Below are 26,211 nucleotides of genomic sequence, written 5' to 3' on the forward strand. Positions count from 1 at the left end.
CCTCCTTACAGTTGCTTGTCGGCTTTGGACAATTTCAGGTTGAGCAAGGCCAGCGCACCCACGATGAGGAAGATGGCGGTGGCGATGGCACTGGCCAGACCGTAGTCCTGACCACCCGAGCCCTGGAACGCGATCCGGTAGGTGTAGCTCACCAGCAAGTCGGTGGTCCCGGCCGGCGTGGTGGCCCCGATGATGTCCGGCGCCCCGTTCGTCAACAACTGAATAAGTACGAAGTTGTTGAAGTTGAAGGCAAAGGATGCAATCAACAGCGGTGTCAGCGGCTTCATCAAGAGCGGTACGGTGATCTTGAAGAAGTTCTGTACCGGCCCCGCCCCGTCCATGGCGGACGCCTCGTAGAGATCTTCCGGAATGGCCTTGAGCAGGCCCATGCAGAGGATCATCATGTAGGGGTAACCGAGCCAGGTGTTGACGATGAGGATCATCACCTTGGCCAGGAAGGGATTGGTGTACCAGTCCGGCTTGATGCCGAAGGCCGCTTCCAGGAACAGGTTGATTTCACCGAAGTTCTGGTTGAACAAGCCCTTGAACACCAGGATGGAGATGAACGCCGGTATCGCATAGGGCAGGATCAGCATGACCCGGTAGAAACCACGCCCCCTGAGCTGCTCCCACTGCACCAGACACGCCAGCACCATGCCGATCGCCAGGGTGAACGCCACCGAACAGGCGGAGAAGATCACGGTCCAGACGAAGATCTGCATGAAGGGACTCTGGATACCCGGGTCCGTCATGATGCGCATGAAGTTTTTCCAACCCACGCTCACCACGAAACCGGGGGCAACGCCCTTGCCGACGAAGTGACCTTCCGCATCGATGTACTGGTAGAAGCCGGTGTCACCGTTGGGCAGCATCAGCTCGCCGCTCTGGTTGTCACGCAGCAGGTTACTGTCCTTGATCATGACGCCGGACTTGAGCACGGCGCCGTCGACCAGCTGGGTATAGAGCTGTTTCTGGGCGGCGAACTTGCGCAGGCTGCTCAGGGTCAGATGGATATTGCCTTCCGGCAGTACCACATCCAGGGCACTCAGGTGGGTGCGGTGATCGACGATGGCACGAATGGGTGCCGCCTCGCCGACCGTGGCCCCGTCCAGAGGCTGCAACTGAACAACCTGGGGCTCGTCACGGACCCGTCCTTCACGGACGGCCAGGGTACGCGCCTTGTTGTTCAGCAAGGTAAGGGGTTGACTGATAAAGGATTGGTCGTCCTGTTTCAGCAGCAGCTGAAACTGATTGTTCTCACCACCCAGGAGGGTGAAATCGAATTCACCGCCGGTCACCTTGTAGGTTTTTTTCAGATGGTAATCCCGAGCCTGCTCAAGGGAGAGCAAGTTGGATCCCGAATAGTTGGTGAAGGCGATGCCGATCGTGTAGGCAAGAGGGAAGATGATAAAAACAACCATGCCTGCCACACCGGGGAAAATATAACGGTGGGCATAGGTCTTCTTGTTCATGAAGACATAGAGACCGACGGATACGACCACCAGATCGAGCAGGGCAAATACCCACTCGCCGCTGGCATACATCATCACGGCCGCATAACCATTAAGCACTGCGATCAGTGCCGCCATGGTCCATTTCAGCCAGACGTACTTGTCTTTCTTCGGACCGGCATAGGATTCGATAGAAGGTACTACTTCCATGCCAATTAACCTTTATTGCGCCAAGAGAGATTGAGAGAGTGGGAGGCCCGAAGGCCTCCCGGGTAGTGCATGCTTACTGGACGATACGCTTGGCAGCGGTATCCAGGGCTTCGTCAACACCCTGACGGCCAGAGGTGACGTTCTTGAGGGCGGTTTCGAAGGAGGACCAGAAACGGCTCATCTCGGGCACGGACGGCATCGGTTCGCCGTTCTGGGCGTTCAGCATGGTGGCCTTGATGTTGGGGTCGGCTTCCAGGGTCTTCTGGAAGGACTTCAGGGCCACGGCACCCAGCGGCTTGTCGGCGTTCATCGGCGCCAGACCGGCATCGGTCAGCAGGTAGTTCTCGAGGAACTCAATGGCCAGATCCTTGTTCGGGCTGGCGGCGTTGATGGTGGCACCCAGTACGCCAACGAAGGCCTTGGCCGGCTTGCCTTTCAGGGTCGGCAGCTGGGCTACGCCATACTTGATGCCGCTCTTGTCCAGGTTGCTCCAGGCCCAGGGACCGTTGATCATCATGGCCACTTCGCCCTTGTTGAACTTGGCGTCCATCACACCGTAGTCGATGCCCTTCTCCAGGTGACCGGATTTGATCATCTCGGAGATGTAGCCGACGCCGGCCTTGGCACCTGCGTTGTTCACGCCGGTGTCTTTGACGTCATAGCCGGTGGCGGTCTTCTTGAAGGCATAACCACCGTTGGCAGCCACCAGGGGGTAGCTGAAGTAGGGGGTGTCATAGGCCCACATGATGGCGCGCTTGCCATTTTTCTTCAGGTCTTCGTCGATCTTGGCGATCTCTTCGAAGGTCTTCGGCGGGTTGGGCAACAGATCCTTGTTGTAAATCAGGCTGACGGCTTCTACCGCGACCGGGTAGCCATAGGTCTTGCCATCGACGGTCATGGCATCCCAGGCGAATTGCTCGAACTTGGCCTTGGTGGCGGCATTCGGGGTCACGGGAACCAGCAGACCGGACTTGACCCACTCACCGTAACGGTCGTGAGCCCAGAAGAAGATGTCCGGGCCGTTGCCGGTGGCGGCGGCTTGCTGGAATTTGACTTCAACCTGATCCGGGTGGGCGACGGTGACCTTGATGCCGGTTTCGGCTTCAAACTTCTTGCCGACTTCGGCCAGGCCGTTGTAGCCCTTGTCACCGTTGATCCAGATGGTCAGCTGACCTTCATCAATGGCAGCAGTAGCAGAGCAGGCCACGCCCAGGGTAGCCAGACCGATCAGGGATGACAGCAATTTCTTTTTCATGAGCCTTTCCTTGTATTAGTTCCGCGCTGTAAGAGCATTGTGTGCAGATGAATATTATCCCAAGCAGTCAATGCCTCACATGACACGCCTCGCATTTTTGAAATGCAATTACGTATTTTCTTCCAGAAAGTTATGAAAACATTTTCTTATTTCAGCGACTTAGGAAGGGATATCCCCATATTTTTGCCAAGATATGGAAATTAAATTACAGAAAGGAAATTAATTTACGCCATTGAAAGGGATTTCACCCCACTGAAAACCCTTTCATTCCCGATATTTTGTTCAATGTGTTAACAAAAGTACTGAGGTGGTTTCCATCTACATCACCCCCTTAAATAAAAAGGCACCGGAGCGGACTCCGGTGCCTTTTTGCAAGAAATGACGGCTGGATCACATTACGACTGGCGCAGCAATTGATCCTTGAGATTGGGCGGGACTCCCCTGATGGTCAGGGTGTCGGTCTGGGGATCGTAAAAGACCCGGCTGTTGAGCAACTTCTGCTCGAAGCTCAGAGTCAGGCCGCCACCGGAGCCCACAAACTTGGTCAAGCCCCGCAGGGTGGAACGGTCCGCCGGGAAGCGCTCCTCCAGCTCGTACTCCTGACCGATGAAGCTGTAAAAATCGAGGTCCCCATCACCGGGCAATTCCGCCGACAGCTCCTTGATCTCGATCTCCTCGCCGGCGCTGGCCTGCTCGGTGCAATATTTGAAGACCTGCTTCTTGTAGTCATTGCGCTCGGCCGGTTCGAGCTGGCGGCTGTCGCAATAATCGTCCACCGCCTGCAGCAACCCCTTGTTCTGGATCTTGGCATCCATGCCCTCGCGGGCCCCCAGCAGATCCATGAAGAAATCCCCCAGCTTGCGACCGACCCGGCCCTTGCTGAAGGTGATATAACGACGCGAATCCCCCTGGGTTTTCCACTCAGTGAGATCGATGCGGGCCACCAGATTGAGTTTGCCGATATCCAGGTACTGGATGTGGCGCAGTTCCAGCGCCTCGCTCACGGTGACGCTCTCCTTGCCTTCCAGCAGGGCGATCATCAGGTAATCCACCCCCACATAGTTGTACTTGGCAATCAGCAACACCCCCTGCTCGTCCAGGGCATGCTCCACCAGCTGCTTGACCAGCATCTGGGTCAGGTTGACGGAAAAGGGGACGAACTCGGTCTGCTCCGCCAGCAGCTGCTCCAGGGCGATGCGAAAGGCGGGGGAAGGCTGCTTGGGGGCGTCTTCCCCCTCCGCCAGCTCGGCGACGGCGGCCTCGGGATCGGCGAAGAAGCCAAAGCCCTTTCCCCCCTTGCCGTTGTAGATGCGATGCAGCTCCGCCATCAGCCCTTGTACCGCCTCGTCGGCAGGCAGGGTCTGGCTGCGGGTATCGGCGTGGGGCTGGCCATCGTTGCCCGCCCGCAGGGAGTGAAGAATGATCTTGTCGATATCGAGACTCATGTCACAAAGCCATAGTGTTAGCCGAAAGGGTGAAGTATTATAAGGCGCTTTGAACCGAGGTGAACCCAAGATTATGCCCATCGTATCAAAGTACAATAACGAGCAGTTTGACGCCCTGATGAACGACCTGATCACCGCCCTGGAGAAACACAAGGCACCGGTGGATCTCAGTCTGATGGTCCTTGGCAACCTGACCACCAACATCATCAACGGCATGGCCCCGGCCCAGCGCCAGGCGATCACCGAGAAGTTCATCCAGGCACTCATCGCCTCGGTGGGCCATCGCCACGATGCGCACTGAGTTTCTTCGCATTCTTTGATGTTTTTCAAGCAGATGGATCATTATGGTCGAAACCGGCAACCCCTATCGCGATAATGTCTCTCGCCTGATCACCTGGGGGCATTGGTTCTCCTTCTTCAACATCATCCTGGCCATGCTGATCTCGACCCGTTACCTGGGCGCCATCAGCTGGCCGTCGACCACGCTCGGCGTGACCTATCTCGTCATCAGCTGGATAGGTCATTTCTCGTTCCTGAGCTTCGTCACCTATCTGCTGACCATCTTCCCCTTGAGCTTCATCCTGCCCAGGGAGAAGCCGCTGCGCTTCATTTCATCCATCATCGCCACCCTGGCGCTGGTGCTGCTGCTTATCGACACCCAGGTGTTCCAGCTGTTCAAGTTCCACTTGAATGGCCAGGTGTGGCAACTGCTGCTGGATCAGGCGCAGACCGAAGAGGGCTCTATCTGGAGCATCATCTTCGTGGCGGTGCCCGCCATCTTCCTGCTGCAACTGCTGCTGTCGGCCTATGTGTGGCGCAAGATCAACAAGCGCAAACGCCGCCAGTACGGCAATCAGGTGGGACTGGCCCTGCTGGTCTGCTTCATCCTGACCCATCTGGTCAACAGCTGGGCGGATGCGACCCTGTATCAACCCATCACCATGCAGCGGGCCAACTTCCCCCTCTCCTACCCCATGACCGCCAGGAGCTTCCTGGCCAAGCATGGCTGGCTCGACCTCGAGCAGTATGAGAAGAAGGCCGAAGATCAGGGAAGCGCTGAGCACCGTCTGCTCTATCCCTTGCGCCCCCTCAGCGTGAGCGCACCCAGCGATCACAAGAACCTGCTGGTGGTGGTGGTCGACTCCCTGCGAGCCGACATGCTCAACAACATCAATATGCCCAATCTGCAACGCTACGCGGACAACCACTTCAATTTCCGCCAGCACATGAGTGGTGGCAATGATGAAGCCATGGGGATGTTCAGCCTCTTCTACGGGCTGCCCGGCCACTATTACGGGGACATCCGGGCCGACAAGCGCCCCCCCGTGCTGTTCGACGAGATGCTGCGTCAGGACTACCAGTTCGGCCTGTTCGGTGCACTGGAAGATGCCAAGCAGTATCGCCAGAGTCTGCTTGCGGGTCTGCGCAAGCAGGTCTTCGTCTCCCGCCAGACCGATGACCGCAGGCTCATCGACGACTGGCAGCAGTGGCTTGGCACGCGCACCGCGGACAGACCCTGGTTCTCTCTGGTCTATCTCTCTAGCCCGGGGGATTATCAGGTGCCCGCCAGCATCAAGGGCCCCTTCCAGCCCGAGTTGACCCGCTTCAATCCGGCCACTGCCTATCGGCCCGAGAACCTGCAGAAGCTGGAGAACCGCTACAAGAACGCGGTCTTCTATACGGATCAACTGCTGGAGCAGATGCTGACCCAACTGCAATTGCAGGGGCTTGATGATCAGACCATCGTCGTGATCACCTCCAACCACGGTCAGGAGTTCAACGAGACCCAGAGCAACAGCTGGGGCTATGGCAGCAATTACTCGACCTATCAGGTGCAGGTCCCCCTGGTGCTGGCCTGGCCTGGTGCCGAACCTGCGCCCCAGGCGCAGGCGAGCAGCCACCTGGATCTGGTACCTACCCTGATGAAGAACATGCTGGGTGTACGCAACCCCTATCGTGACTACAGCACGGGGCGCAACCTGTTCGAAGCCAGTACACGCACCTGGCTGCTGGCGGGGGATCAGAATGACTTCGCCATCTATCAGGGCAACACCATCACCCAGTTCAACAAGCAGGGGGACTTCGAGCTGCTGGACCGCGACACCTATCGCCCCATCAAGCACGGCACCCCGGACATGGGCACCCTGATCCAGGTGATGAACGAGCTCAATCGCTTCTATCGCGCCCCCTGATCAGCGCCAGCCCACCTCCTTGAGCCCGCCCCTATGGCGGGCTTTTTCTTGCCCGCACCACACCCGTCCTCCTGTTTCCCATGGCGTCATTCGCAAACGTATGCCACCACCTTACTGATTTATCTCTCAAAAAAGTTCAATTCGATCAATATCATAAAAACAAAATGATAATGATTGTCATTTATTGATCTGCTTGACTCCCTCTGCAATAATCCGCGCCCTCAGGCTTAAATAATAATTATTCTCAAATATGAAAATTCGACTTCTTCACTACTGGCCCATGCTGCTGTCCGGTACGGCGCTGGCTGCCAGCGATCCCGCCGGGGTCGACACAACGGACATGCCCCCCGAACTCAAGGGGCGGGAAACCATCGTGGTCAAGGGACAGCGCATCGAGCAGAAGCTCTCCGACGTGTCGGGTTCCATCACCGTCATCACGGAGGAGGATCTGGATCGCCAGGTTGCCACCGAGCTCACCGATGTGTTCAAGAACGAACCCGGCGTCTCGGTGACCGGCTCCGCCGGGCGCCCCCAGAACATCATCATCCGCGGCATGGGCGGCAACCGGGTGCTCATCATCAAGGACGGGGTGCGGGTCAGCGACGGCTTTGGCGCCGACGACCTCAACGACAAGGTGGGCCGCTTCAGCTTCGATCTCGACGATGTCAAACAGATAGAGGTGGCCAAGGGAGCCGGTTCCTCCCTCCATGGCTCCGATGCCATCGGCGGCACCATCGTCATCAGCACCAAGCAGCCGGAAGATTACCTTCAGGGCCAGGATGCCTATCTCAGCAGCAAGGTGCTGCACGATGGCAGCAGTGACAAGCAGAAGCTGAGCGCCACCGGCGCCGCCCGGATACGGGATACCGAACACCTGCTGCGCCTCTCCGGCTGGCAGGGACATGAGACCGCCAACTACGACGAGAGCCGCATCCCGGCGGATCTGGATGGCCTCAGCGCCTCCACCAGCTCTCGCATCCAGCTGAACGAACATCATCTGCTGCGCCTCGAACTCGACTACTTCGAGGACAACGCCGAGCGGGATCAGGGGCCGCGCGAAGTGCCCCAACCCGATGGCAAGTGGCAGGTGCGCCAGTACCACGAGCAGGGCAGCCAACGCACCCAGGGGGGCAAGCTGGCCTGGGAGGCGAGCAACCTCGACACCGTGCTGGCCGACAGCCTCACCTGGAGTGCCTACGGCAATCACTCGAAAAACACCGCCAACAAGCGCAGCCTGCTGCAAAACGATCTGCTGAGCGGTTATCCGCGCTATCGCAGCGAACGGGAACTCGCCACCTTCACCGAAGACAGGATTGGTACCGAGCTGGATGTGCGCCGGGATCTCGCCACCGGCCCTCTCGCCCATCAGCTCAGTTACGGCATTGAGCTCGAGCGCACCACCCACGAGCGGCCGGTGGAGAAGCTGAGTCTGGAGGCCGGCATTCCCCAACCCGGCCAGTCCGCCCCCTTCAGCCGCGCCCGTACCGACAGGGCCGGGGTCTGGCTCGGCGACGTGGCCAGCCTGGGCCAGTGGCAGTTCACCCCCACCCTGCGCATGGATCACCAGTGGCTCACGCCGCTGGACGGCAGCCACGACAGCAACCACAGCTGGCACCTCTCCCCGAGCCTGGCCACCAGCTACCGCTTCAACGACCAGTGGCGCAGCTGGCTCAGCTATGCCAACGGGTTCCGGGCACCTTCCTACGACAAGGTGTACGGCAACATCCCCCACTACTTCGCTCTGCCACCCTTCGAGATCATCGCCAACACAGGGCTCAAGGAGGAAACCAGCCACAGCATCGAGTGGGGACTGAGTGGCGAGGGGGACAACTGGAGCATCAAGCCAGCGCTCTTCTACAACCGCTACTACAACTTCATCGACTGGCGCGAGGTGGGGCTGCGCCTGAGCGATGGCGTCATCCTGCGCCAATATCGCAACGTCGCCAAGGCCGAAACCTGGGGGGCCGAACTCGCCGCCAGCTACTGGCTGACCCAGGAGTGGGAGCTCGCCACCAAGCTCGGCTGGGTCGATGGCGAGGACAACAAAGGTGAAGCGCTGCGCACCCTGACGCCCCTCGAGGGCAACACCCGTCTGAGCTATCAGGCCAATGAGTGGAGTCTGGGCATTCAGGCGGACTATGCCGCCGCCATGAACCGGGTGCCCACCTGCGGCAACAGCCTGACCGGCCGGCAGGGGGACTGCCTCGAAAGTGCCGGCTGGCTCAGTTTCGCCCTGACGGCCGACTGGCTGGTCACCGACGCCCTCAAGGTCAACCTCAAGCTCGACAACCTGTTCGACACACGCTACACCCGCTATCAGGATGTGGCCGGGCTGGAAGCCGGGACCGATGCTTCCCTCTTCACCCAGAGCGGCCGCACCCTGAGTGCCAGCCTGCGCTACACCTTCGTGGGGATCTGATGCACAGCTTACTGATCCTGGCCAGCCTGCTGGCCACGCCGGCCCCCGCCTCTCCCCTGCCTGAGGCAACCCTGGAGGCCGCGCCCCTCATCCCCGAGCGCCCGCAACTGATGAAGGGGGAGATAGCCCGCCTCGATCCCTATGGTGGCTGGCGTGACGACAGCCGCCAGGATCCCGCCCTCCTGACGCTGCTGCGCGAGCAGAACCGCTGGACCGAGCGGCAGCTCGCCGACCAGGTGCCACTGGTGCAGCGCCTGCAGACGGAGTGGCAGGGCCGGGAGCGGGGCGAACCCGTGCCTGACGACTGGCTTAGCCAGGCTGGCAGCCAGTGGCGCATGGAGGCGGACGGTAGCCTGTGGCAACGCAGCGACGCCAATGCCGCCCCCCGAAAGCGGCTGGCTCCCCGCCAACCTGCGGAGGGGTATTACGAGCTCGCTGCCTGGGCCCTTCACCCGGACGGGCAACTGCTTGCCCTGGCCGAAGACCGCAGGGGAGATCGGGACTACCGCATCACCCTGCTGGATCTGGCGAGTGGCGAGACACTGTCCTCTTTGCCTCACCGCGCCGGCGATCTGCTCTGGAGTCTGGATGGCAAGACCCTCTACACCCTCGCCAACGAGCACCAGACCCTGCGCCCCTGGCAACTGCTGGCCTGGCAGGATGGCAAGGAGACCCTGGTGTATGAGGAGCGCGATCCCGCCTGGCTGCTCGGCCTCTATCGCACCACGGATCGCCGCCACCTGGTGCTGCAAAGCAACAACCACGACAGCTCGGAGCAATACCTGCTGGACGCGGGTCGGGCCGACCTGATCAAGGGGCGCGAGCGCGGCCTCGAATACTACCTGGATACCCAGGGGGACAGGGTGCTGCTCAAGAGCAACCGGGACGGCGCCCTCGGCCTCTATCAGGTGGCCGACTTGAGCCTGGTGGCGAAGGGAGAGTGGCAACGGCTCTGGTCCGGCGAGGGCCGGGAACTCGAGAAGTGGCGCCTCTTTGCCCGGCACACCGTGCTGCAATACCGCAAGGAAGGGGATGACTGGCTCGATGTGCTGGACGCCAAAGGTGCGTTGACCCACAGCCTGCCGCTCACCGATGGCGCAGGCACGGCCTGGATCCAGGGCAGCCAGGAACCGGCCAGCGACAAGGTGCTCATTCGCCGCCAGGGGATGGCCGAGCCACCTCACCAGCGCTGGCTGGATCTCGCCTCCGGCGCCTGGGAGGGGACACCTGAGAGCAGGGGCACCTCCCCCTATCAGAGCGAGCGGCGCTGGATCGCGGGCAAGGACGGGGTCAAGGTGCCTGTCTCCCTGGTCTGGCGCAAGGGCATTACCCACCCCAGGGCACTGCTGCTCTACGGCTATGGGGCCTACGGCACCCCCATGCGCCCCTACTACCAGCCCCGGGTGCTGAGCCTGCTGGATCGCGGCTTCGTCTACGCCATCGCCCATGTGCGCGGGGGCGGTCTGCTCGGCGAATCCTGGTACCGGGAGGGTCGTGGCCGTGACAAACAGCACAGCGTGGATGATTTTCTCGCCGTGGCCGATGCCCTGGCACGGGATCCCGCCATCGATCCCGCCCGGCTGTTTGCCATGGGTGGCAGCGCCGGCGGCCTGCTGGTGGCAGCGGCACTCAACCAGGCGCCCACCCGTTTCGCCGGGGCCGTGCTGCAAGTTCCCTTCGTCGACCTGCTGGGCACCATGCAGGATCCCGAGCTGCCCCTCACCCGGCAGGAGTACGCCGAGTGGGGCAATCCGGCCATCCCGGGTGACTATGCCGCGATGCGCCGCCTGAGCCCCTATGACAACCTGCACAAGGTCCCTTATCCCCCCGTCTATGTGACGGGCGGCCTGCACGACAGTCAGGTGCCCTACTGGGAACCCCTCAAGTGGATAGCCCGCCTGCGATCCCATAGCACGGGAACAGGCCCCTATCTGCTGCGCACCGAACTCGACGGCGGCCACCTGGGCGCCCCCCGAACGGCGGCGCTGCGTGCGGCGCAGGAGTTTGCCTTCCTGCTCACCCTGGCGGGCGTCAACCACTGACCCCTTGCCCTCTTTTTCTGGAGTGAACCATGAAACCCTCTTCCCTGGCCCTCTGGCTGGCGGCAACCCTGATCTCATCGCCGCTGCTGGCGGCCGATCTGCAGTTTGTCGATGAACCACCCCTGACCACGACGCCGAAGCGCTGGCTCGAGCAGCGCCTCGGTGTGCTCCTCGCCCCCGATTACGACAGGGCCAGCCTGCTCGGCCACCATTACAGCTTTCGCCAGCGGGTGAACGGCCTGCCGGTGGCCGCCACCCAGGCCGCCGTCAGTGTCGACGGGGACGGTCGCCCCTGGCGCCTCTACCACAACCTGCGCCCCTTGCAGAGCACAGCGCCCGGCTGCGATGCCAGCGGCACCCTGGATCCCCTGCTCGCCACCCTGCGCACCGACGGCAACCAGATAGAGACGCTGGGGCCGGTCGAAGCCTGGTACTGGCGAGACGGCGATACCCTGGTGCCTGCCCTGCGCCAGCGGGTGCGCGAGCACAAGGCAGGCAATGCCAAGGCCAGCCAGGTGCAGCTGTTTGCCCGTTGCGACGGGGAGCAGGAGCTTGGCCGTCTCGGGGATCAGGCAACAACCCACCCTCTGCATGTCGCCGACGCAGGCGATCAGCAGGTTCAGGCCCGGGTGTTCGACCCCGATCCCCGCACCCGCCTGCAGGACGCCAGCCTGGTCTGGCACGACGCGCTGGTACTGGCAGAGGCCGCCTACCAGGATCCGGTTCCCCTGCCGGTGAGCCTGCAAGCCGGGCAGTATCGCCTGAGTGGCCCCCATGCCAGGGTGGTGGATGTCATGGCCCCCGAATCGGCCCCCTACAGCAGCAGTGACGTGCAGGGTTTTCGCCTGACCCGTGACGATCGCGGCTTTGCGGACATCAACGCCTACTACCATCTGGATCTCGCCCAGCGCCACCTCAAGGCGCTCGGTTTCACCGATCTCATCCCCGGGGCACTCGACATCGACACGGACGCGGGCTTTCAGGACAACTCCCTCTACGATCCGTTCGAACGCAGGCTGGAGCTGGGTCGCAGCGGCGTGCCCGATGCCGAGGATCCCATGGTCATCTGGCACGAGTTCGGCCACGGGGTGCAGCACCACATCCTGCCGGATCTCGGGGAAGAGGGAGACTGGGGGGCCATCGGCGAGGGCTTTGGCGACTACCTGGCCGCCAGTCATCGTCAGCGCAGCGAAGCCGGTCGCCAGTTCGAACCCGCCATGGTGTTCAACTGGGATGCCCGCTTCACCGACCGCACCCCACGCCAACTCGACGATCTGCGCGCCCGCTACCATCCGGACTACCGCTACCCGGCCCACCGCACCATCAACGGCAGCAACGGGGATCAGCTCTGGGGCACCCCGCTGTTCCAGGCCCTGCTGACGGCGGTGGCCGAGCACGGTGAGGCGGCCAGGGACGAGTTTGATCGCGTCATCATCGAATCCCACTTCGGCCTGGGGCCGGCCATTCGCATGCCGCAACTGGCCCGGATCACCGTGGATACTGCCGCCCGTCTCTACCCGACGCGAGCCTATGCCCGTCTGCTGGAGCAGGCATTTCGCCAGCACGGGCTGCTGCAAGCTCCCGTCAATATCGCCCTCGCCGAGGGGAGCGCCATCCCGCTGGGGCAGCGCCAGTCGGTGCAGCTGACCCTCAGCAACCCGGGCAAAGAGGAAGTGACCCTCAACGAGCTGGCCCTCACCCTGCCAACCGGGTTGCAGGCCGATCCTGACAACTGGCAACCAGCGACCCTGGCCGCCGGTGCCAGCATGACCACCACCCTGCGCCTGCTGGCCCAGAGCCCGCTCGCCTGCGGCGACGAGGCGAGCCTCTCGGTGAATCTCGCCATGACCGGTACCAGCCCCACCGAGCGCCAGTGGCAGCAATCCCTGACCCTGCCCATCGGCACCCCCGTCATCAGCCGGGCCAGTGGTCGGTCGCAGCGACTGAACGATGCCCAGAGCGAGGAGGTGCGCGGCCTGAGCGAAACCAGCCTGCTGCTGGAGAAGAGCGATGCCCGTGTGAGCGACAGGCTTCAACTGAGCCTTGATCTGCAGCACGAGGCGCTGGATGAGCTGGAGATCTGGCTCAGCTCCCCCGCCGGCACCCGGGTCCAGATCTGGGACAAGGGTTACAGCTCCCTGCCGAGCCTGAAAGGGGTCTTCCCCACCGAGTTGCAGTCCCTGCAACCCTTCAGCGCCTTCGAAGGAGAACCCCTGGCCGGTCGCTGGACCCTGGAGGTGGTGGACAGCAAACCGGGCAATCAGGGTTTCCTGAACGGGTGGAGCATCAGTCAGCGTACCGGCGCCCAGTGCGGCAACACCGTGCCCGTGCCGGATGACGGCATCATCCGCTTCGATACCTCGGACAGCAGTGGCGGGGGGACCTTCTCCCTGCTCTGGCTGCTGCCGCTGGCCCTGTGGCGCCGTCTGCGTCACCTCTGACTCTCCCTATATAAAGAAGAGAGGGGCCAAGGCCCCTCCAAGGACACACCATGACCATGAGAATGACCCCGCTCGTCTGCCTGCTGGCCCCCCTGCTCAGCGCCTGTGGCGGCGGTTCGGACGAGGCTCCCCTGACCGCGCCGGACTACCGCCTGACGGTCAGCCTGCCCGCTGCGGGCACCCTGTGCATCAACCTGAACCAGAACGACGGCTGCGAAGCCAATGAGCCCGCCGTCAGCGGCGAGGCCGGTGCCCACTCCCTGACCCGGCGCCACCCTGATCTGCTCACCACTCCCCTGCTGTTCATTCCGGCGGATCCCGCCGCCCTGCCCCTGGCCCACCCGGCGGCGCGCCAGGACAACCAGCACCTCACCCCCAGCCCCCTCAGCACCCTGCTGCAGACGCGTATCTCGGACGGGCTGCCACCGGCTCAGGCCCTGACGGACGTGCTGTTCGCCCTGGCGCCCCTTCACCCCGGCCCAGACCTGGCGGCACTGGCGCAGCTGAGCGACTTCAACCGCGCCCTCGCCGAGCTGGCCCTCGCCGCCTTCGATGACGAGGCCACCCTGCCCGCCAGCGAACGCCGTCAGCAGATCTGGCAAGGCCTTGTCACCCTGCTGCCCGAGCTCGCCCGGCACTTTGCCGCCAGCCCCGAGCTACTGAGCCAGCAGGCCAGACTCGCCGCCGTGCTGATGCAGCAGCAACCCCGGGCGTTGGTGACCGCCAGCGGCGTCACCACCTACACGGACGGGGTGGATTATCTGCTCACCCAGGAGCCTGCGGATCACCCGGGCCAGGAGGCGAGCCTGGACCAGGCGCCCCTGCGCTATCGCAAGCTGGATGGCAAGGGGCAGCCCCTGGCGGACAACGCCCCCAACTGGGAGTGCGTGGAGGATCTCAATACCGGCCTCGTCTGGGAGAAGAAGCTGGCGGATCCGGACAGTCCGAGGGATCTGCACCGCACCTTCGCCTGGGAGTTCGACAACTATCACCCGACCCAGGAGGAGCGGGATTACGCCTGCCCCGAAGGGGAGGCCATCTGCACCACGGAGCAGTACCGTCAGTGGCTCAATGCACAGCAACTGTGCGGCATCACCCACTGGCGCCTGCCCCACGCCCGTGAGCTGATGAGTTTGCAGCACTACGGCTCCCTCGCCCGCCAGGATGGCCAGCTCGTCACCCTGGATGTGCGCTACTTCCCCGATGTCGGCACCGGACTCAATGGCTTCGATGGCTATTACTGGAGCCAGACCCTGACCCCGTCCCGCCGGCTGGAGAGCGCGCCTCTGAGCGCCATCGCCCACATCTTCCTCGGCGAGGACGCCGGTGCCGACTATCCCACCCCAGTTCAAAACAGCAATGACGCCAACGGTCTGCAACTGCGCCTGGTGGCCGAGGTAACCCGATGAACAAGTATCTTCTGACCCTGCTGCTCACCCTGTGCAGCCCCCTGGCACTGGCCATCGCCATCTGCGACGACGCCCTGCCCCGTACCAGCCCCACCGCCCGTTTCCAGGATCACGGCAACGGCACCGTCACCGACAGGGGCACCGGTCTGACCTGGATGCGCTGCCAGCTCGGCCAGACCTGGCGCAACCAGAGCTGCGAGGGGGAACCCACCCGCCTCTACTGGCAACAGGCACTGCAGACGGCGGAACGGATCCGCACCGAACCGAGCCACGCCCTGTATGGCTTTGGTGGTCATCACGACTGGCGCCTGCCCACCATCAAGGAGCTCGCCAGCATTCTGGAGTCCGCCTGTTACAAACCGGCATTGAACGAAACCATCTTCCCCCGCGCCATGGCTGGGGATGGCAAGGAGGTGAACGACGGCTATGTCTATCTCTGGTCCTCCACCCCGGTGCCGGCCCTTCAGGGCGTCGCCTACCTGGACATCACCAGCGGCTCCGTCGCCCAGCGCGCCCCCCGCGCCTGGGCGAAACAGGTCCTGCTGGTGAGGTGACAGCCTGGACATGGGGGCCACCCGGCCCCCTGTTTGACACGATGCAAGAAGCGCCAGGGTGACCCTGACCGTCAAAAAAGCATCAAATTGCGTCATGTGATGCCTGTTCAGGGCGGTTTTGCACGCCGCAGCGCTGGCATGAAACCGGCAGAGCGGTTAGTCTAGCGGCGTTGAACCAATCCCAAGAGGTACAGATGAAAACCGTGTTGCGTTTTAGCCTGCTGGGCGCCTTGTTATTGGGTGGCCATGCCTTCGCCGCCGAACCGAAAAAATTTGATATCAGCATGTTCCCTGCCGCCGAAGTGAACCAGGAACGTGTCGTGATCCGTCTGCCGGAAGTCGAGAACGAAGCCGACATGATGGTCGAGCTGCAAGTCGGCAAGAAGATGCTGGTCGACTGCAACCTGCCCCGCTTCGCGGGCAATCTGGAACAGCACAGCGTCAAGGGCTGGGGTTACAACTACCTGACCCTGGGCCAAGTCACCGGCCCCGTCAGCACCCTGATGGCCTGCCCAGACGGCCAGAAGAAGGAGAGTTTCGTCCAGATCTACGGTCAGGGCTTCTTCGTGAACTACAACTCCAAGCTGCCCTTCGTCATCTATGTGCCCCAGGAGTACGAGGTGCGCTATCGTCTGTGGCGTGCCGACAACCTGGCACAGCCAGCCATGATTGAGTGAGTGCCGCGCACTCGGGTTCAGCTCAGCCATGATGATAAAAAGGCGCCATACGGCGCCTTATTTTTAGCTTCCGAGCCCGTTCTTGAGCGGTTTTTCCTGTACAAAATCTGACATAACTCCACTATTTTTCAGGCTTTTTTGTGCAGCGCACCGCAAAATGCCCCCTCGGGATGCGACAAACCCTGTTCGATAAAAGATATTTATTAACATAGTAAGAAAATTGATTTTGCACTCTGCGACGGCCTGATGATACTTGCCCGCAAAGGTCAAACTAACCAGAACAAGAGCATTATGAGCTTCGAATCAGACAAGCGTTTCAACGACTTCAAACATTTTCCCCGTGGCCTGCGTCGCAGTGGCGAATTCACCGTGGCCGAAGCGGACAGTCTGGAAAAATATGGCACCGTGATGCTGGCGCTCTATCAGGGCAACCTGGCCCCGCGCGATGACGTAGAAAGTGCCTTTATCGAACAGGTCAAATCCGGCGCAGCCGGCAACAACCCCCACGCCAAGGTGTGGTTCAAATACCTGAAGGTGATTGGTCCCAAGCGCGTGCACCGTCTGTGCACCGTCGCTGGCGGCGCCAATGAAGATGCGGGTGGCAGCTTTGAAGGCGGCGGTGGCGGCAGCGACGAGTCCCTCGATTAATGGATACCGAGCTGCTTCGGACCTTCATCGAGGTCAGCAAGACCCGGCACTTTGGCCGGGCGGCTGAAAATCTCTACCTGACCCAGTCGGCGGTGAGCTTCCGGATCCGCCAGCTCGAGCAGCAACTCGGGGTCAGCCTGTTTGCCCGTCATCGCAACAACATCCGCCTGACTGCCTCCGGTGAGCGTCTGCTGCCCTACGCAGACGCCATTTTGCATACTTTGGGGCGCGCCAAGCAGGACGTGGCCCTCTCCCCCGGTTTCAGCCAGCAGCTTGCCATCGGCGCCCCCGCCGTCTTCTGGGAGCTCGACTTCAACGACTGGCTGAACCATGTCTATGCCCTGGCCCCCGGCCTCGCGGTGCGCCTCGAAACGGCCTCCCGCGAGCACCTCTGTCGCCAGTTGCTGGAGCGCTCCCTCGATCTCGCCCTGCTCTCCGAGCCGACCAAGATCGACGAGATTGCCCTGCACCCCATCGGCGAGCTGGTATTCGAACTGGTGAGCCGGGAGCCGGCCGCAAACGCCGACAGCCTGATGCAGATGCCCCACATTCATCTCGACTGGGGCACCAGCTTCGAACCGCCATCGAGCCGATTGCAGAGCCTGCAGAAGACCCCAGTTCTGCATTCGAGCTCCGCCAGCATGGCCCTGCAATTCGTACTGGCCAACGGCGGCGCCGCCTACCTGCCAAGGCGCATGGTGAGCCCCTTCCTGGAGCAGGGGCAGCTTCATCTGGTGGAAGGGGGCCAATCCCTGAGCCGCCCGCTCTACCTCGCCTATCTGGAGAAATCCGACCGCCGGGAGCTGATCGATCAGCTGCTGACCCTGCCGCTGGGCTGGCATGACGCCGACTTGCGTCAACCGCCTGCCGAATGAAACAGGGCGATTTCACGCCCAGACCTCTGTTTTCATCTACCCTGGTTATCGGTGCAGCACAAACAACATGAAAAAGGGGCCATCAGGCCCCTTTTGTATGGATGTCTTTGTGCATCAGCCGTGATGACGACGATCGTTGGCCTGGGCCAGCAGGGTGCGGCTCTCGCGCAGGAACTCCTCCGCCCGCTCGCCGAAGAAGCCGGAGACCTGGCTGAAGGCCTCGATGAAGCCCTCTCTGTCGCCCCGCTCCAGCAGGCCCAGCGCCTCGCCGAAGTTCTGGTAGTAGCGGCGGATCATCGCGAGGTTCTGGGGCGACGACAATATGATGTCGGCGTAGAGGTGGGGATCCTGGGCGAACAGCCGTCCCACCATGGCCAGCTCCAGCCGGTAGATGGGAGAGCTTAAGGCAAGCAGGCGGTCGATGTTGGCCTGCTCGCGGGAGAGATGCCAGCCGTAGGCAAAGGTGGCAAAGTGGCGCAGCGCCTGAATAAAGGTCATTGCCTCGTCGTGGGCCCTGGCCTCCACCTGCTGCAAACGCGCCCCCCAGATGGTCATCTGCTCCAGCAGCCACTGGCTGGCGGCGGGTTCGCGTCCCTGACAGCAGACGATCACCTGCTTGGCGAGGCTCGCCACGTCCGGTCCGAACATGGGGTGCAGCCCCAGCACAGGCCCCTGGTGTATCGCCAGCATATGGGCAAGCGGTTCACTCTTGACGCTGGTCACGTCCACCAGCAGGCAGTCCGCCGGCAGGTTGCCGAGCCGGTCGATCACCTGGCAGGTGACGTCGATGGGCACCGCCACCATCACCAGCCCGGCGCCGTGCAGGATCTCGTCGGCGCGTGGCCAATCGGCCTGACCCAGGGTTTCGACCCGGTAGCCCGAGAGGCTGAACAGGTTGCCGAACAGGCGCCCAAGCTGCCCCTGGCCACCGATGATCACCACCTTGCCGAGCTCAGGCTTCATGCACTTGAAGTGGTGCTCCTTGTCGCTGGCGGACTCCAGAATATAGGACTCGCGTATCACCCGGCGCAACACATCCTCGATAAGGTCCCCCGGCACCCCTAGTGCCTCGGCCTCGGCGCGGCGGCGGGCCAGCATGCTCGCCTCCCGATCCGGCGCGTAGATGGGCAGGCCGTGCCGGCTCTTCACTTCCCCCACTTCCCCCACCAGGGCGAGACGGGCAGCCAGCAGATCAATCAGCTGCTTGTCCACCGCATCTATCTTGTCCCTGAGGGCATTCAACTCTTCCGCCATGTCCAGTCCCTGCTGGCGCCGCCCGCAGCGACGCCCTGTCATTCAAGAGGCAACAAGGTATCACTGCGTGGGCAGTGATACCTCGATGGTTCAATCAGTTACAACAAGATACCACGGCTTATGCCGATGTTCTGGCCAAAAGTGGTGCCGCCAGCTGGCTGTGGCAGCGGGCCAGCAGCGCATCCGTGGTCTCCCAGTCGATGCAGGCATCGGTGATGGAGACGCCGTAGCGCATCTCGCACTTGGGCTGCTCGCTGGACTGGTTGCCTTCGAACAGGTTGGATTCGAGCATCACCCCGATGATGGAGCGGTTGCCCTCCTGGATCTGGTGAATGACGTTGTCGGCCACCTTGGGCTGCAGCCGGTGATCCTTGCTGGAGTTGCCGTGGCTGCAATCCACCACCAGACCGGGCAGCAGACCCGCCTTCTCCAGCGCCTCTTCCGCCAGCGATACATTGACCGAGTCGTAGTTCGGGTGCTTGCCGCCGCGCAGGATCACATGACCATCCGGGTTGCCCTGGGTCTGCAGCAGCGCGACCTGACCCTGCTGGTTGATCCCCATGAAGGCATGAGGACTGGAAGCGGCCTGCAGCGCATTGATGGCGGTGCCGAGGTTGCCGTCGGTGCCGTTCTTGAAGCCGACCGGCATGGAGAGGCCGGACGCCATCTCCCTGTGGGTCTGGGATTCGGTGGTGCGGGCACCGATGGCCGACCAGGAGAAGAGCTCCGCCAGGTATTGCGGGCTGATGGGGTCGAGCGCCTCGGTCGCCAGCGGCAACTCCAGCTCGGCCAGCCAGCAGAGCAGCTCGCGGGCGCGGTGCAGACCCAGCTCCACGTCAAAGGTGCCGTCCAGGTTCGGATCGTTGATAAAGCCCTTCCAGCCGACCGTGGTGCGCGGCTTCTCAAAGTAGACCCGCATGACAATGTAGAGAGAGTCCTGATAGGCGTCATGCAGCGCTTTGAGTCTGGTTGCGTACTCTTTGGCAGCGTCCATGTCGTGGATGGAGCAGGGACCACAGATCACCAGCAGGCGGTGATCGCGACGGTGGATGATGTCGGCGATGGTATTGCGGGCCCCTTGCACGAATGCCAGCGCGCGATCGGAGATGGGCAGTTTCTCCTTGAGCTGGGCAGGCGTGATCATCACTTGTTCGGACTGGATATGGATGTTGTTCAGGGGATCTCTTTGCATTTTCTCATTCTCTCTACTGTTTCAAGCCAAGGGCACCAACTGTTCATTTTTATTTACACAAGTCAGCACTTTGTTACGCAACCGCCCCCACCTTACCAAGGAAAAACAAACAATCAAGTGAAACTAGCGTCTTTGCGCGCTGATAGATGGATAAATGACCAAGAATGCAGGGTGAGACAACTCAAAAGTAGCGACTCGCGAGGCCGGATCAGCCTCATGTCGTAAACATTAGATTACACCCACCCCTTTCAATATCATCTCTCTGCCCCCTCTCATGACCCCTTATCCCGGCGATGACGCCGGGCATAAAAAAGCGGGGCACCTGGCCCCGCTTGCATTCCCGTGTTGCTCTTCTTTTATTATTTGCCGTGGGCCTTGATAGCCTCGACCGCCTTGTCGGGGAAGTCGCTGAATACCCCATCCACATCGGCCTGGTAGAGGAAGATGTTGAGCAGGTCGGTGAAGTCTTTCGCATAGGCCGGGATCTGCCCCTCATCCTGACGGAAGGTATAAGGATGCACCTTGAGGCCGGCCGCGTGGGCCTCTTTCACCATGCCGGTGAAGACCGGCTTGCCAGGAGTGCCCGGCTCGGTCACCACCATGGGTTTCCAGGGACCTATCCCCTCGGCATAGGTGGCGATGGTCTTCATGGCCCCCGGCTTGAACATCCAGTCGTAGTCATAGGGGGTCGCCTTGCCCTTGGCGTCGTAGACCATGGTCTCGTTCCAGTCGGTCTCGGCCATCAGCTGCACCAACTTCAAGTCCATACCCATGGCGGGCATCAGTTCGCCGTTGATGCGCTTGAGCTCGTTGGCATCGAAACACTGCAGATAGACCTTGTCGTTCTTGCTGGTGTAGCCGTACTCCTTCAGTACCTTGAGCACCGCCCTGGAGATGTCCTTGCCCTCGTGGCGGAACAGCCAGGGAGCCTTGATCTCCGGGTAGATGCCGATGTGCTTGCCGGTGCTCTTGTTGAGCCCCTGGATCATCTCGATCTCTTCCTGGAAGGTGTGGATCCTGAAGCTGGACTTCCACAGCGGGAAGCGCGCCGGATAGACCGGCACCTGCTTGCCGTCCACCAGCTGGAACGGCTCGGTCATGCGCAGGGAGCGCACCTCGTCCAGGGTGAAATCCACCACATAGTAGCGACCGTCCGGGCGGGCCCGGCCGGGGAAGCGCTCGGCCACGTCCGTGATGCCATCGAGGAAGTGATCGTGCATCACCACCAGCTGGTCATCCTTGGTCATCACCAGGTCCTGCTCCAGATAGTCGGCGCCCATGCCATAGGCCAGGGCCTTGGATTCCAGGGTGTGTTCCGGCAGGTAACCGGAGGCACCACGGTGGGCGATCACGATTTTGCCTTCGTCGGCCGCCAGTGCGGGCAGCGCCAGGGCAGCCCCGAGGCCAAGGGCTATCAGGGTACGGTGAGGTTGCTTCATCAAGAGATCTCGTTGTTATGGTGTGTAGGATGCAGGTAATTGTTATAGCAGGGGTTTATTGCAGTTTGACGGCGGGCGGCAAAGGCCGCCCGCCATGGGTCATCAGCAGGCTTCGGGCAGGGCGTGGTGGTGCTCGAGCAGCCAGGCACCGAGCTGCTGCTGTTCGGATTCCGACAGGCGCAGCCCCAGCTTGCTGCGGCGCCACAGGATGTCCTCCAGAGAGTGAGCCCATTCGCGCGCGATGAGATAGCGCACTTCGGATTCATACAGCCCGGCGCCAAAGTGCTGGCCGCGCTCCTCCTTCAGCCAGAGGCGGGCATGAGCGCCATAGGATTCGGCGATGCGCAGGGCGCTGCGATCGTCGAGCCAGTCGAATTCCAGCGCAAAGGCACGCGCCAGTTCACGCACCGAGCAGTCGAACTCGCCACCGGGCAGCCGGCAGGAGGCGGTCCAGTCCTCTCCCATCTGGCTGAACCAGGGCTTGAGCTTGTTGCAGGCGGCCTGGGCCAGCTTGCGGTAGGTGGTGAGCTTGCCGCCAAACACCGACAAGAGCGGCGCGCCGTCGGATTCACCACTGAGCTCGAGCGTGTAGTCCCGCGTCACCGCCTGGGGTGAATCGGACTCGTCGTCACACAGGGGGCGCACCCCGGCATAGGTCCACACCACGTCTGCCGGGCTTATCTGCCTGGTGAAGTGGGCATTGACCACCTTGCACAGGTAGTTGATCTCGGCATCGCTGATCTTGGCTTCCCGCGGGCTGCCCTTGTGCTCCACGTCCGTGGTGCCGATGAGGGAATAGTCCTGCTGGTAGGGGATGACGAAGACGATGCGGTTGTCCTCGTTTTGCAGAATGTAAGCCTCTTCGCGCTCATGGATGCGCGGCACTATCATGTGGCTCCCCTTGATGAGGCGAATGCCGCGGGGGGATTTCTCGCTCAGGCTCTCGTCATAGAAGGTCTTGACCCAGGGGCCCGCCGCATTGACCAGACCACGGCAGCTGACGGTGAATTGCTCGCCCCCTTCCCGCTCCAGCGTCAGGGTCCAGTGCTTGGATCCGCGCACCGCCTTGACGCAGCGGGTACGGGTCTGCACATCGGCGCCCTTGTCCCGCGCCAGCATGGCATTGAGCACCACCAGCCGGGCGTCGTCGACCCAGGCGTCCGAGTATTCAAAGCCCTTGTTGATGCCGCTCTTGAGACCGTCCTGCGGCAGAAAGCGCAGGCCGCAACTCCCCTTGAGCTTGTCCCGCTTGGCCAGGTTGTCATAAAGGAAGAGACCGGCTCGGATCATCCAGGCCGGACGCAGGTGCGGGCGATGGGGCAGACGAAAACGCATGGGACGGGCGATGTGGGGAGCCATGCCGAGCAGGACCTCCCGCTCCGCCAGCGCCTCTTTCACCAGCCGGAATTCGTAATGTTCGAGGTAGCGCAGGCCGCCGTGGATCAGCTTGCTGGAGTTGGACGAGGTGGCAGAGGCGAGATCGCTCGCCTCGAACAGCGCCACCTTCAGCCCCCGCCCCGCCGCATCTGCCGCGATGCCGACCCCGTTGATGCCGCCGCCGACGACGACCAGATCATAATGTTCGCTCATGTTCACCTACTTTCTTATTTTGTGTTTGCCATGACAGCAATGTTTGATTTCGCTCATATTAGAACATGAAAAACCAATAAACGAACATTTCGTGAGAGAAATGTGATCGCGATTGTTTTCACAATGCTAAAAATGCTGCCAGTCGGTGACGGCCTGGCAAGGCTAAGGTCTGCCGGAAACAGCCATTTCGGGCAGGGAGGAGAACAAAGAGTCACGGATGGGGGTGCCCATGGGGCAAGGTGATGAAGGCGATGGCGTGAATTCCTCGCTGGCGCCTGGCGTCGGTGCAAACCGGGTGCCCGAGTGCGGGGGCAACATCAGGGGGTCAAAGAAGGAGTATCAGCGCCAGGAACTGGCCTCTTTGGCGCCGCAAGGGAGACGCCGCAGGCCGGGAGGGCCAGGAAAAAAAAGCGGCCGCCCCGAGGCGGCCTGATGCCTGTGCGGGGAAGCTCAGCAGATATGGCAGGCGATCTGATGCTGGGACATCAGTCGCATCAGCTTCTCCGGCGGCTCCTGATCCGTGAACAGGGCGTGGATCTGGTTGAGATTGCCGAGGTTGACCATGGCGTTGCGGCCAAACTTGGTGTGGTCGGCGGCCAGGAACACCTGGCGGGAGTGGGCGATGATGGCCTGGGCGATCTTCACCTCGTGATAGTCGAAATCGAGCAGGGAGCCGTCGCTGTCGATGCCCGAGATGCCGATGACGCCGTAGTCCATGCGAAACTGGCCGATGAAGTCGCGGGTCGCCTCCCCGACGATGCCGCCATCCCGGTTGCGAATTTCGCCGCCGGCGATGATGACGGTGAAGTCATCCTTGGCGGTCAGGATGCTGGCGACGTTCAGGTTGTTGGTGACCACGCGCAGCTCCCGGTGGTCGAGCAGGGCCCGGGCGATGGCCTCGGTGGTGGTGCCGATGTCGATAAAGAGCGACGAGCCGTCGGGGATGTTGGCGGCCACTTCCCGGGCGATGCGCTCCTTCTCCTTGAGCTGCATCACCTTGCGGGCGCTGTAGGCGGTGTTGACGGTGCTCGAATGCAGTGAGGCCCCGCCGTGATGGCGCCGGATCTTGTTCTGTTCGGCGAGATCGTTGAGATCCCGGCGAATGGTCTGGGGGCTGACGTCAAAATGGGTCACCAGATCGTCGGTCGAGACGAAACCCTGCCGGGTCAGGACGTCCAGGATCTCCAGATGTCGTTGGGTTTGCTTCACGCTTGCACTCCGCAGATGAGACGAAAAAAGGCCCCGGCAGGTGCGGGGCCTTTGGCAGTGTACCTGATCCCTTTTCCAATCGATAAGGGCAGGATCACGTTTTATGCCTTATGGGCAGCCGCCTTGGCGGCAATCGACTCGTTCTCGTGCTTGAGGGTCATGGCCAGCAGGATGATGGAGAGCACGCAGGAGACGGTGAGCACCATGAAGCCGCCGTCCCAGCCGAAGTGGTCAACGGTATAGCCCAGCATGGCGTTGGCCGCGACCGCGCCACCCAGATAACCGAACAGGCCGGTGAAGCCCGCCGCGGTACCGGCCGCCTTCTTGGGCGCCAGCTCCAGGGCGTAGAGGCCGATCAGCATGACGGGGCCATAGATGAGGAAGCCGATGGCGACCAGGGCCATCATGTCGATGGTCGGGTTGCCCGCCGGGTTGAACCAGTAGACCAGCACGGAGAGGGTCACCAGCACCATGAACAGGATGCCTGCCGGGGCGCGGCGGCCGTTGAACATCTTGTCGGAGATCCAGCCGCACAGCAGGGTGCCCGGGATCCCCGCCCACTCATAGAGGAAGTAGGCCCAGGAGGAGTGATCCACGCTGAAGTCCTTGGCCTCTTTCAGATAGGTGGGCGCCCAGTCCAGCACGCCGTAACGGATGAGGTAGACGAAGGCGTTGGCGATGGCGATGTACCAGAGCAGCTTGTTGTGCAGCACGTACTTCATGAAGATCTCCTTGGCGGAGAACTCCTGCTCGTGGCTTTCGTTGTAATCCTTCGGGTAGTCGTTCTTGTACTCCTCGATGGGGGGCAGACCGACCGATTGCGGGGTATCGCGCATCACGAAGAAGGCGATCACCGCGATGGCCGCCGCCGCCGCCGCAGGCACATAGAAGGCGCTGCGCCAGTCGTTGAACCAGCCCATGCCGAGGATGAACAGGGGGCCTATCATGCCGCCGCCCACGTTGTGGGCCACGTTCCAGACCGAGACGATCTCACCCCGCTCCTTCTGTGACCACCAGTGCACCATGGTACGGCCGCAGGGAGGCCAGCCCATGCCCTGTGCCCAGCCGTTCAGGAACAGGAGCACGAACATGATGCCAATGCTGGAGGTAGCCCAGTGCATGGTCCCCATCATGAACATGATGCCTGCCGAGAGCAGCAGACCGGCGGAGAGGAAGTAGCGCGCGTTGGATCTGTCCGACACGTTCCCCATCAGGAATTTGGAGAGACCGTAAGCGATGGAGACGCCGGACAGCGCCAGACCCAGATCCCCACGGGAGAAGCCCTGCTCGATGAGGTAGGGCATCGCCAGACTGAAGTTTTTCCGTACCAGGTAGTAACCCGCATACCCGAAGAAGATCCCGAAGAACACCTGCCAACGCATGCGTTTGTAGAAGGGATCCACCTTGTCGGCCGGCAGCCGGTCGATATGGGGTGCAGGCCTGAAGAGACTAAGCATGTTCTGCTTCCTTTTATTGTTGTTCTGGGCGGTTGAGGACGCCCCGCTCATGCCGGCGATCAGACGCGTCTTAATTCGCAAGCGAGCCAATTATGCTCAATTGTGAACATTTGATCTGTGATGAGCGCTAAATTATTGCAGTTTTATTACAAAAATTGTGACGCAGTGAGTGAACGCGCATCCAGGGTCAGCCCACGTATGGCGTGGCCTTTAGCTACTCACTAAGGAGTAATATGGCCGATAACTGTTGCTTTTCGTCACATTTTCTTAGCAATGAATGGGATCTTGCCCACATTTCCGGTGGCGGGGGTATGGTGAATTGACGCAGAAGGTTTATTTTCTCTCTCGTCCAAGAACGAGCGCAAACGAGCATAACGTTTGCGCAAGCTCAAAAAACAAGAAGAAACGTTTTCGGGCGCAATGAATGGGAATGAAAGATAACAAAACGGAAC

General features: G+C 61.7%; 19 protein-coding genes. 10 read left to right on the forward strand and 9 right to left on the reverse strand.

Annotated features, from left to right (window positions below):
• Positions 1-5: 5 nt before the first annotated feature.
• From malF to yejK, 3 genes are all read right to left on the reverse strand, one after another.
• The gene (gene malF, locus AB5Y80_RS18240) at positions 6-1,661 is read right to left on the reverse strand and encodes a maltose ABC transporter permease MalF (protein WP_041215465.1); all 1,656 of its coding nucleotides are present in this window, start codon (positions 1,659-1,661) and stop codon (positions 6-8) included.
• Between the two features lie 73 nt (positions 1,662-1,734).
• On the reverse strand, positions 1,735-2,916 hold the full coding sequence (gene malE, locus AB5Y80_RS18245) for a maltose/maltodextrin ABC transporter substrate-binding protein MalE (RefSeq protein ID WP_010674249.1): 1,182 nt from the start codon (positions 2,914-2,916) through the stop codon (positions 1,735-1,737).
• 395 nt (positions 2,917-3,311) lie between these two features.
• Positions 3,312-4,361, reverse strand: a complete 1,050-nt coding sequence (gene yejK, locus AB5Y80_RS18250; RefSeq protein ID WP_039038628.1) for a nucleoid-associated protein YejK — start codon at positions 4,359-4,361, stop codon at positions 3,312-3,314.
• A 73-nt stretch (positions 4,362-4,434) separates the two neighbouring features.
• Here yejK and AB5Y80_RS18255 point away from each other — a divergent pair, with 73 nt between their 5' ends.
• The 10 genes from AB5Y80_RS18255 to hdfR all read left to right on the forward strand — a co-directional run bounded on the left by AB5Y80_RS18255 (position 4,435) and on the right by hdfR (position 17,618).
• A complete protein-coding gene (locus AB5Y80_RS18255; RefSeq protein WP_213320306.1) occupies positions 4,435-4,662 on the forward strand; it encodes a YejL family protein in 228 nt (75 codons plus the stop codon).
• A gap of 43 nt (positions 4,663-4,705) precedes the next feature.
• The gene (locus AB5Y80_RS18260; RefSeq protein ID WP_042015924.1) at positions 4,706-6,553 is read left to right on the forward strand and encodes a DUF3413 domain-containing protein; all 1,848 of its coding nucleotides are present in this window, start codon (positions 4,706-4,708) and stop codon (positions 6,551-6,553) included.
• 250 nt (positions 6,554-6,803) lie between these two features.
• Positions 6,804-8,972: a TonB-dependent hemoglobin/transferrin/lactoferrin family receptor gene (locus AB5Y80_RS18265; RefSeq protein ID WP_323931353.1), complete on the forward strand. Its 2,169-nt coding sequence runs from the start codon at positions 6,804-6,806 to the stop codon at positions 8,970-8,972.
• Positions 8,972-11,014 carry a prolyl oligopeptidase family serine peptidase gene (locus AB5Y80_RS18270; protein ID WP_368173312.1) on the forward strand — a complete coding sequence of 681 codons (2,043 nt, stop codon included), beginning with the start codon at positions 8,972-8,974 and terminating at the stop codon, positions 11,012-11,014. Before AB5Y80_RS18265 ends, AB5Y80_RS18270 begins: the two co-directional genes overlap by 1 nt.
• A gap of 29 nt (positions 11,015-11,043) precedes the next feature.
• Entirely contained in the window at positions 11,044-13,455 is a 2,412-nt protein-coding gene (locus AB5Y80_RS18275; RefSeq protein WP_368173313.1) for a proprotein convertase P-domain-containing protein, read from the forward strand.
• A gap of 50 nt (positions 13,456-13,505) precedes the next feature.
• Entirely contained in the window at positions 13,506-14,864 is a 1,359-nt protein-coding gene (locus AB5Y80_RS18280) for a DUF1566 domain-containing protein (RefSeq protein ID WP_368173314.1), read from the forward strand.
• A complete protein-coding gene (locus AB5Y80_RS18285; RefSeq protein WP_043155288.1) occupies positions 14,861-15,418 on the forward strand; it encodes a DUF1566 domain-containing protein in 558 nt (185 codons plus the stop codon). The genes AB5Y80_RS18280 and AB5Y80_RS18285 overlap by 4 nt, the downstream gene beginning before the upstream one ends.
• 194 nt (positions 15,419-15,612) lie before the next feature.
• A complete protein-coding gene (gene eco / locus AB5Y80_RS18290; RefSeq protein ID WP_010674240.1) occupies positions 15,613-16,095 on the forward strand; it encodes a serine protease inhibitor ecotin in 483 nt (160 codons plus the stop codon).
• Between the two features lie 291 nt (positions 16,096-16,386).
• The gene (locus AB5Y80_RS18295; protein ID WP_010674239.1) at positions 16,387-16,743 is read left to right on the forward strand and encodes a DUF413 domain-containing protein; all 357 of its coding nucleotides are present in this window, start codon (positions 16,387-16,389) and stop codon (positions 16,741-16,743) included.
• A complete protein-coding gene (gene hdfR, locus AB5Y80_RS18300) occupies positions 16,743-17,618 on the forward strand; it encodes an HTH-type transcriptional regulator HdfR (protein ID WP_039038620.1) in 876 nt (291 codons plus the stop codon). The genes AB5Y80_RS18295 and hdfR overlap by 1 nt, the downstream gene beginning before the upstream one ends.
• A 114-nt stretch (positions 17,619-17,732) precedes the next feature.
• Here hdfR and tyrA read toward each other — a convergent pair whose 3' ends face one another.
• The 6 genes from tyrA to glpT all read right to left on the reverse strand — a co-directional run bounded on the left by tyrA (position 17,733) and on the right by glpT (position 25,759).
• A complete protein-coding gene (gene tyrA, locus AB5Y80_RS18305; RefSeq protein WP_368173315.1) occupies positions 17,733-18,872 on the reverse strand; it encodes a bifunctional chorismate mutase/prephenate dehydrogenase in 1,140 nt (379 codons plus the stop codon).
• Between the two features lie 118 nt (positions 18,873-18,990).
• The gene (locus tag AB5Y80_RS18310) at positions 18,991-20,064 is read right to left on the reverse strand and encodes a 3-deoxy-7-phosphoheptulonate synthase (protein WP_010674236.1); all 1,074 of its coding nucleotides are present in this window, start codon (positions 20,062-20,064) and stop codon (positions 18,991-18,993) included.
• Between the two features lie 359 nt (positions 20,065-20,423).
• On the reverse strand, positions 20,424-21,503 hold the full coding sequence (gene glpQ / locus AB5Y80_RS18315; RefSeq protein ID WP_041215472.1) for a glycerophosphodiester phosphodiesterase: 1,080 nt from the start codon (positions 21,501-21,503) through the stop codon (positions 20,424-20,426).
• 102 nt (positions 21,504-21,605) lie between these two features.
• Positions 21,606-23,093, reverse strand: coding sequence for a glycerol-3-phosphate dehydrogenase (glpD, locus tag AB5Y80_RS18320; protein ID WP_049636196.1), 1,488 nt, complete (start codon positions 23,091-23,093; stop codon positions 21,606-21,608).
• Positions 23,094-23,543: 450 nt separating this feature from the next.
• A complete protein-coding gene (locus AB5Y80_RS18325) occupies positions 23,544-24,302 on the reverse strand; it encodes a DeoR/GlpR family transcriptional regulator (RefSeq protein WP_010674233.1) in 759 nt (252 codons plus the stop codon).
• A 101-nt stretch (positions 24,303-24,403) separates the two neighbouring features.
• Positions 24,404-25,759, reverse strand: coding sequence for a glycerol-3-phosphate transporter (gene glpT, locus AB5Y80_RS18330; RefSeq protein ID WP_010674232.1), 1,356 nt, complete (start codon positions 25,757-25,759; stop codon positions 24,404-24,406).
• Positions 25,760-26,211: the final 452 nt, after the last annotated feature.

It is taken from the genome of Aeromonas sp. R2-1 (assembly GCF_040908425.1).
Classification (GTDB): Bacteria; Pseudomonadota; Gammaproteobacteria; order Enterobacterales; family Aeromonadaceae; genus Aeromonas; species Aeromonas caviae.

What these genes read in the sequence shown, in the direction of transcription:
- malF (WP_041215465.1), bottom strand. Translation starts at nt 1,661, where the DNA reads ATGGAAGTAGTACCTTCTATCGAATCCTATGCCGGTCCGAAGAAAGAC.
- malE (WP_010674249.1), bottom strand. Translation starts at nt 2,916, where the DNA reads ATGAAAAAGAAATTGCTGTCATCCCTGATCGGTCTGGCTACCCTGGGC.
- yejK (WP_039038628.1), bottom strand. Translation starts at nt 4,361, where the DNA reads ATGAGTCTCGATATCGACAAGATCATTCTTCACTCCCTGCGGGCGGGC.
- AB5Y80_RS18255 (WP_213320306.1), top strand. Translation starts at nt 4,435, where the DNA reads ATGCCCATCGTATCAAAGTACAATAACGAGCAGTTTGACGCCCTGATG.
- AB5Y80_RS18260 (WP_042015924.1), top strand. Translation starts at nt 4,706, where the DNA reads ATGGTCGAAACCGGCAACCCCTATCGCGATAATGTCTCTCGCCTGATC.
- AB5Y80_RS18265 (WP_323931353.1), top strand. Translation starts at nt 6,804, where the DNA reads ATGAAAATTCGACTTCTTCACTACTGGCCCATGCTGCTGTCCGGTACG.
- AB5Y80_RS18270 (WP_368173312.1), top strand. Translation starts at nt 8,972, where the DNA reads ATGCACAGCTTACTGATCCTGGCCAGCCTGCTGGCCACGCCGGCCCCC.
- AB5Y80_RS18275 (WP_368173313.1), top strand. Translation starts at nt 11,044, where the DNA reads ATGAAACCCTCTTCCCTGGCCCTCTGGCTGGCGGCAACCCTGATCTCA.
- AB5Y80_RS18280 (WP_368173314.1), top strand. Translation starts at nt 13,506, where the DNA reads ATGACCATGAGAATGACCCCGCTCGTCTGCCTGCTGGCCCCCCTGCTC.
- AB5Y80_RS18285 (WP_043155288.1), top strand. Translation starts at nt 14,861, where the DNA reads ATGAACAAGTATCTTCTGACCCTGCTGCTCACCCTGTGCAGCCCCCTG.
- eco (WP_010674240.1), top strand. Translation starts at nt 15,613, where the DNA reads ATGAAAACCGTGTTGCGTTTTAGCCTGCTGGGCGCCTTGTTATTGGGT.
- AB5Y80_RS18295 (WP_010674239.1), top strand. Translation starts at nt 16,387, where the DNA reads ATGAGCTTCGAATCAGACAAGCGTTTCAACGACTTCAAACATTTTCCC.
- hdfR (WP_039038620.1), top strand. Translation starts at nt 16,743, where the DNA reads ATGGATACCGAGCTGCTTCGGACCTTCATCGAGGTCAGCAAGACCCGG.
- tyrA (WP_368173315.1), bottom strand. Translation starts at nt 18,872, where the DNA reads ATGGCGGAAGAGTTGAATGCCCTCAGGGACAAGATAGATGCGGTGGAC.
- AB5Y80_RS18310 (WP_010674236.1), bottom strand. Translation starts at nt 20,064, where the DNA reads ATGCAAAGAGATCCCCTGAACAACATCCATATCCAGTCCGAACAAGTG.
- glpQ (WP_041215472.1), bottom strand. Translation starts at nt 21,503, where the DNA reads ATGAAGCAACCTCACCGTACCCTGATAGCCCTTGGCCTCGGGGCTGCC.
- glpD (WP_049636196.1), bottom strand. Translation starts at nt 23,093, where the DNA reads ATGAGCGAACATTATGATCTGGTCGTCGTCGGCGGCGGCATCAACGGG.
- glpT (WP_010674232.1), bottom strand. Translation starts at nt 25,759, where the DNA reads ATGCTTAGTCTCTTCAGGCCTGCACCCCATATCGACCGGCTGCCGGCC.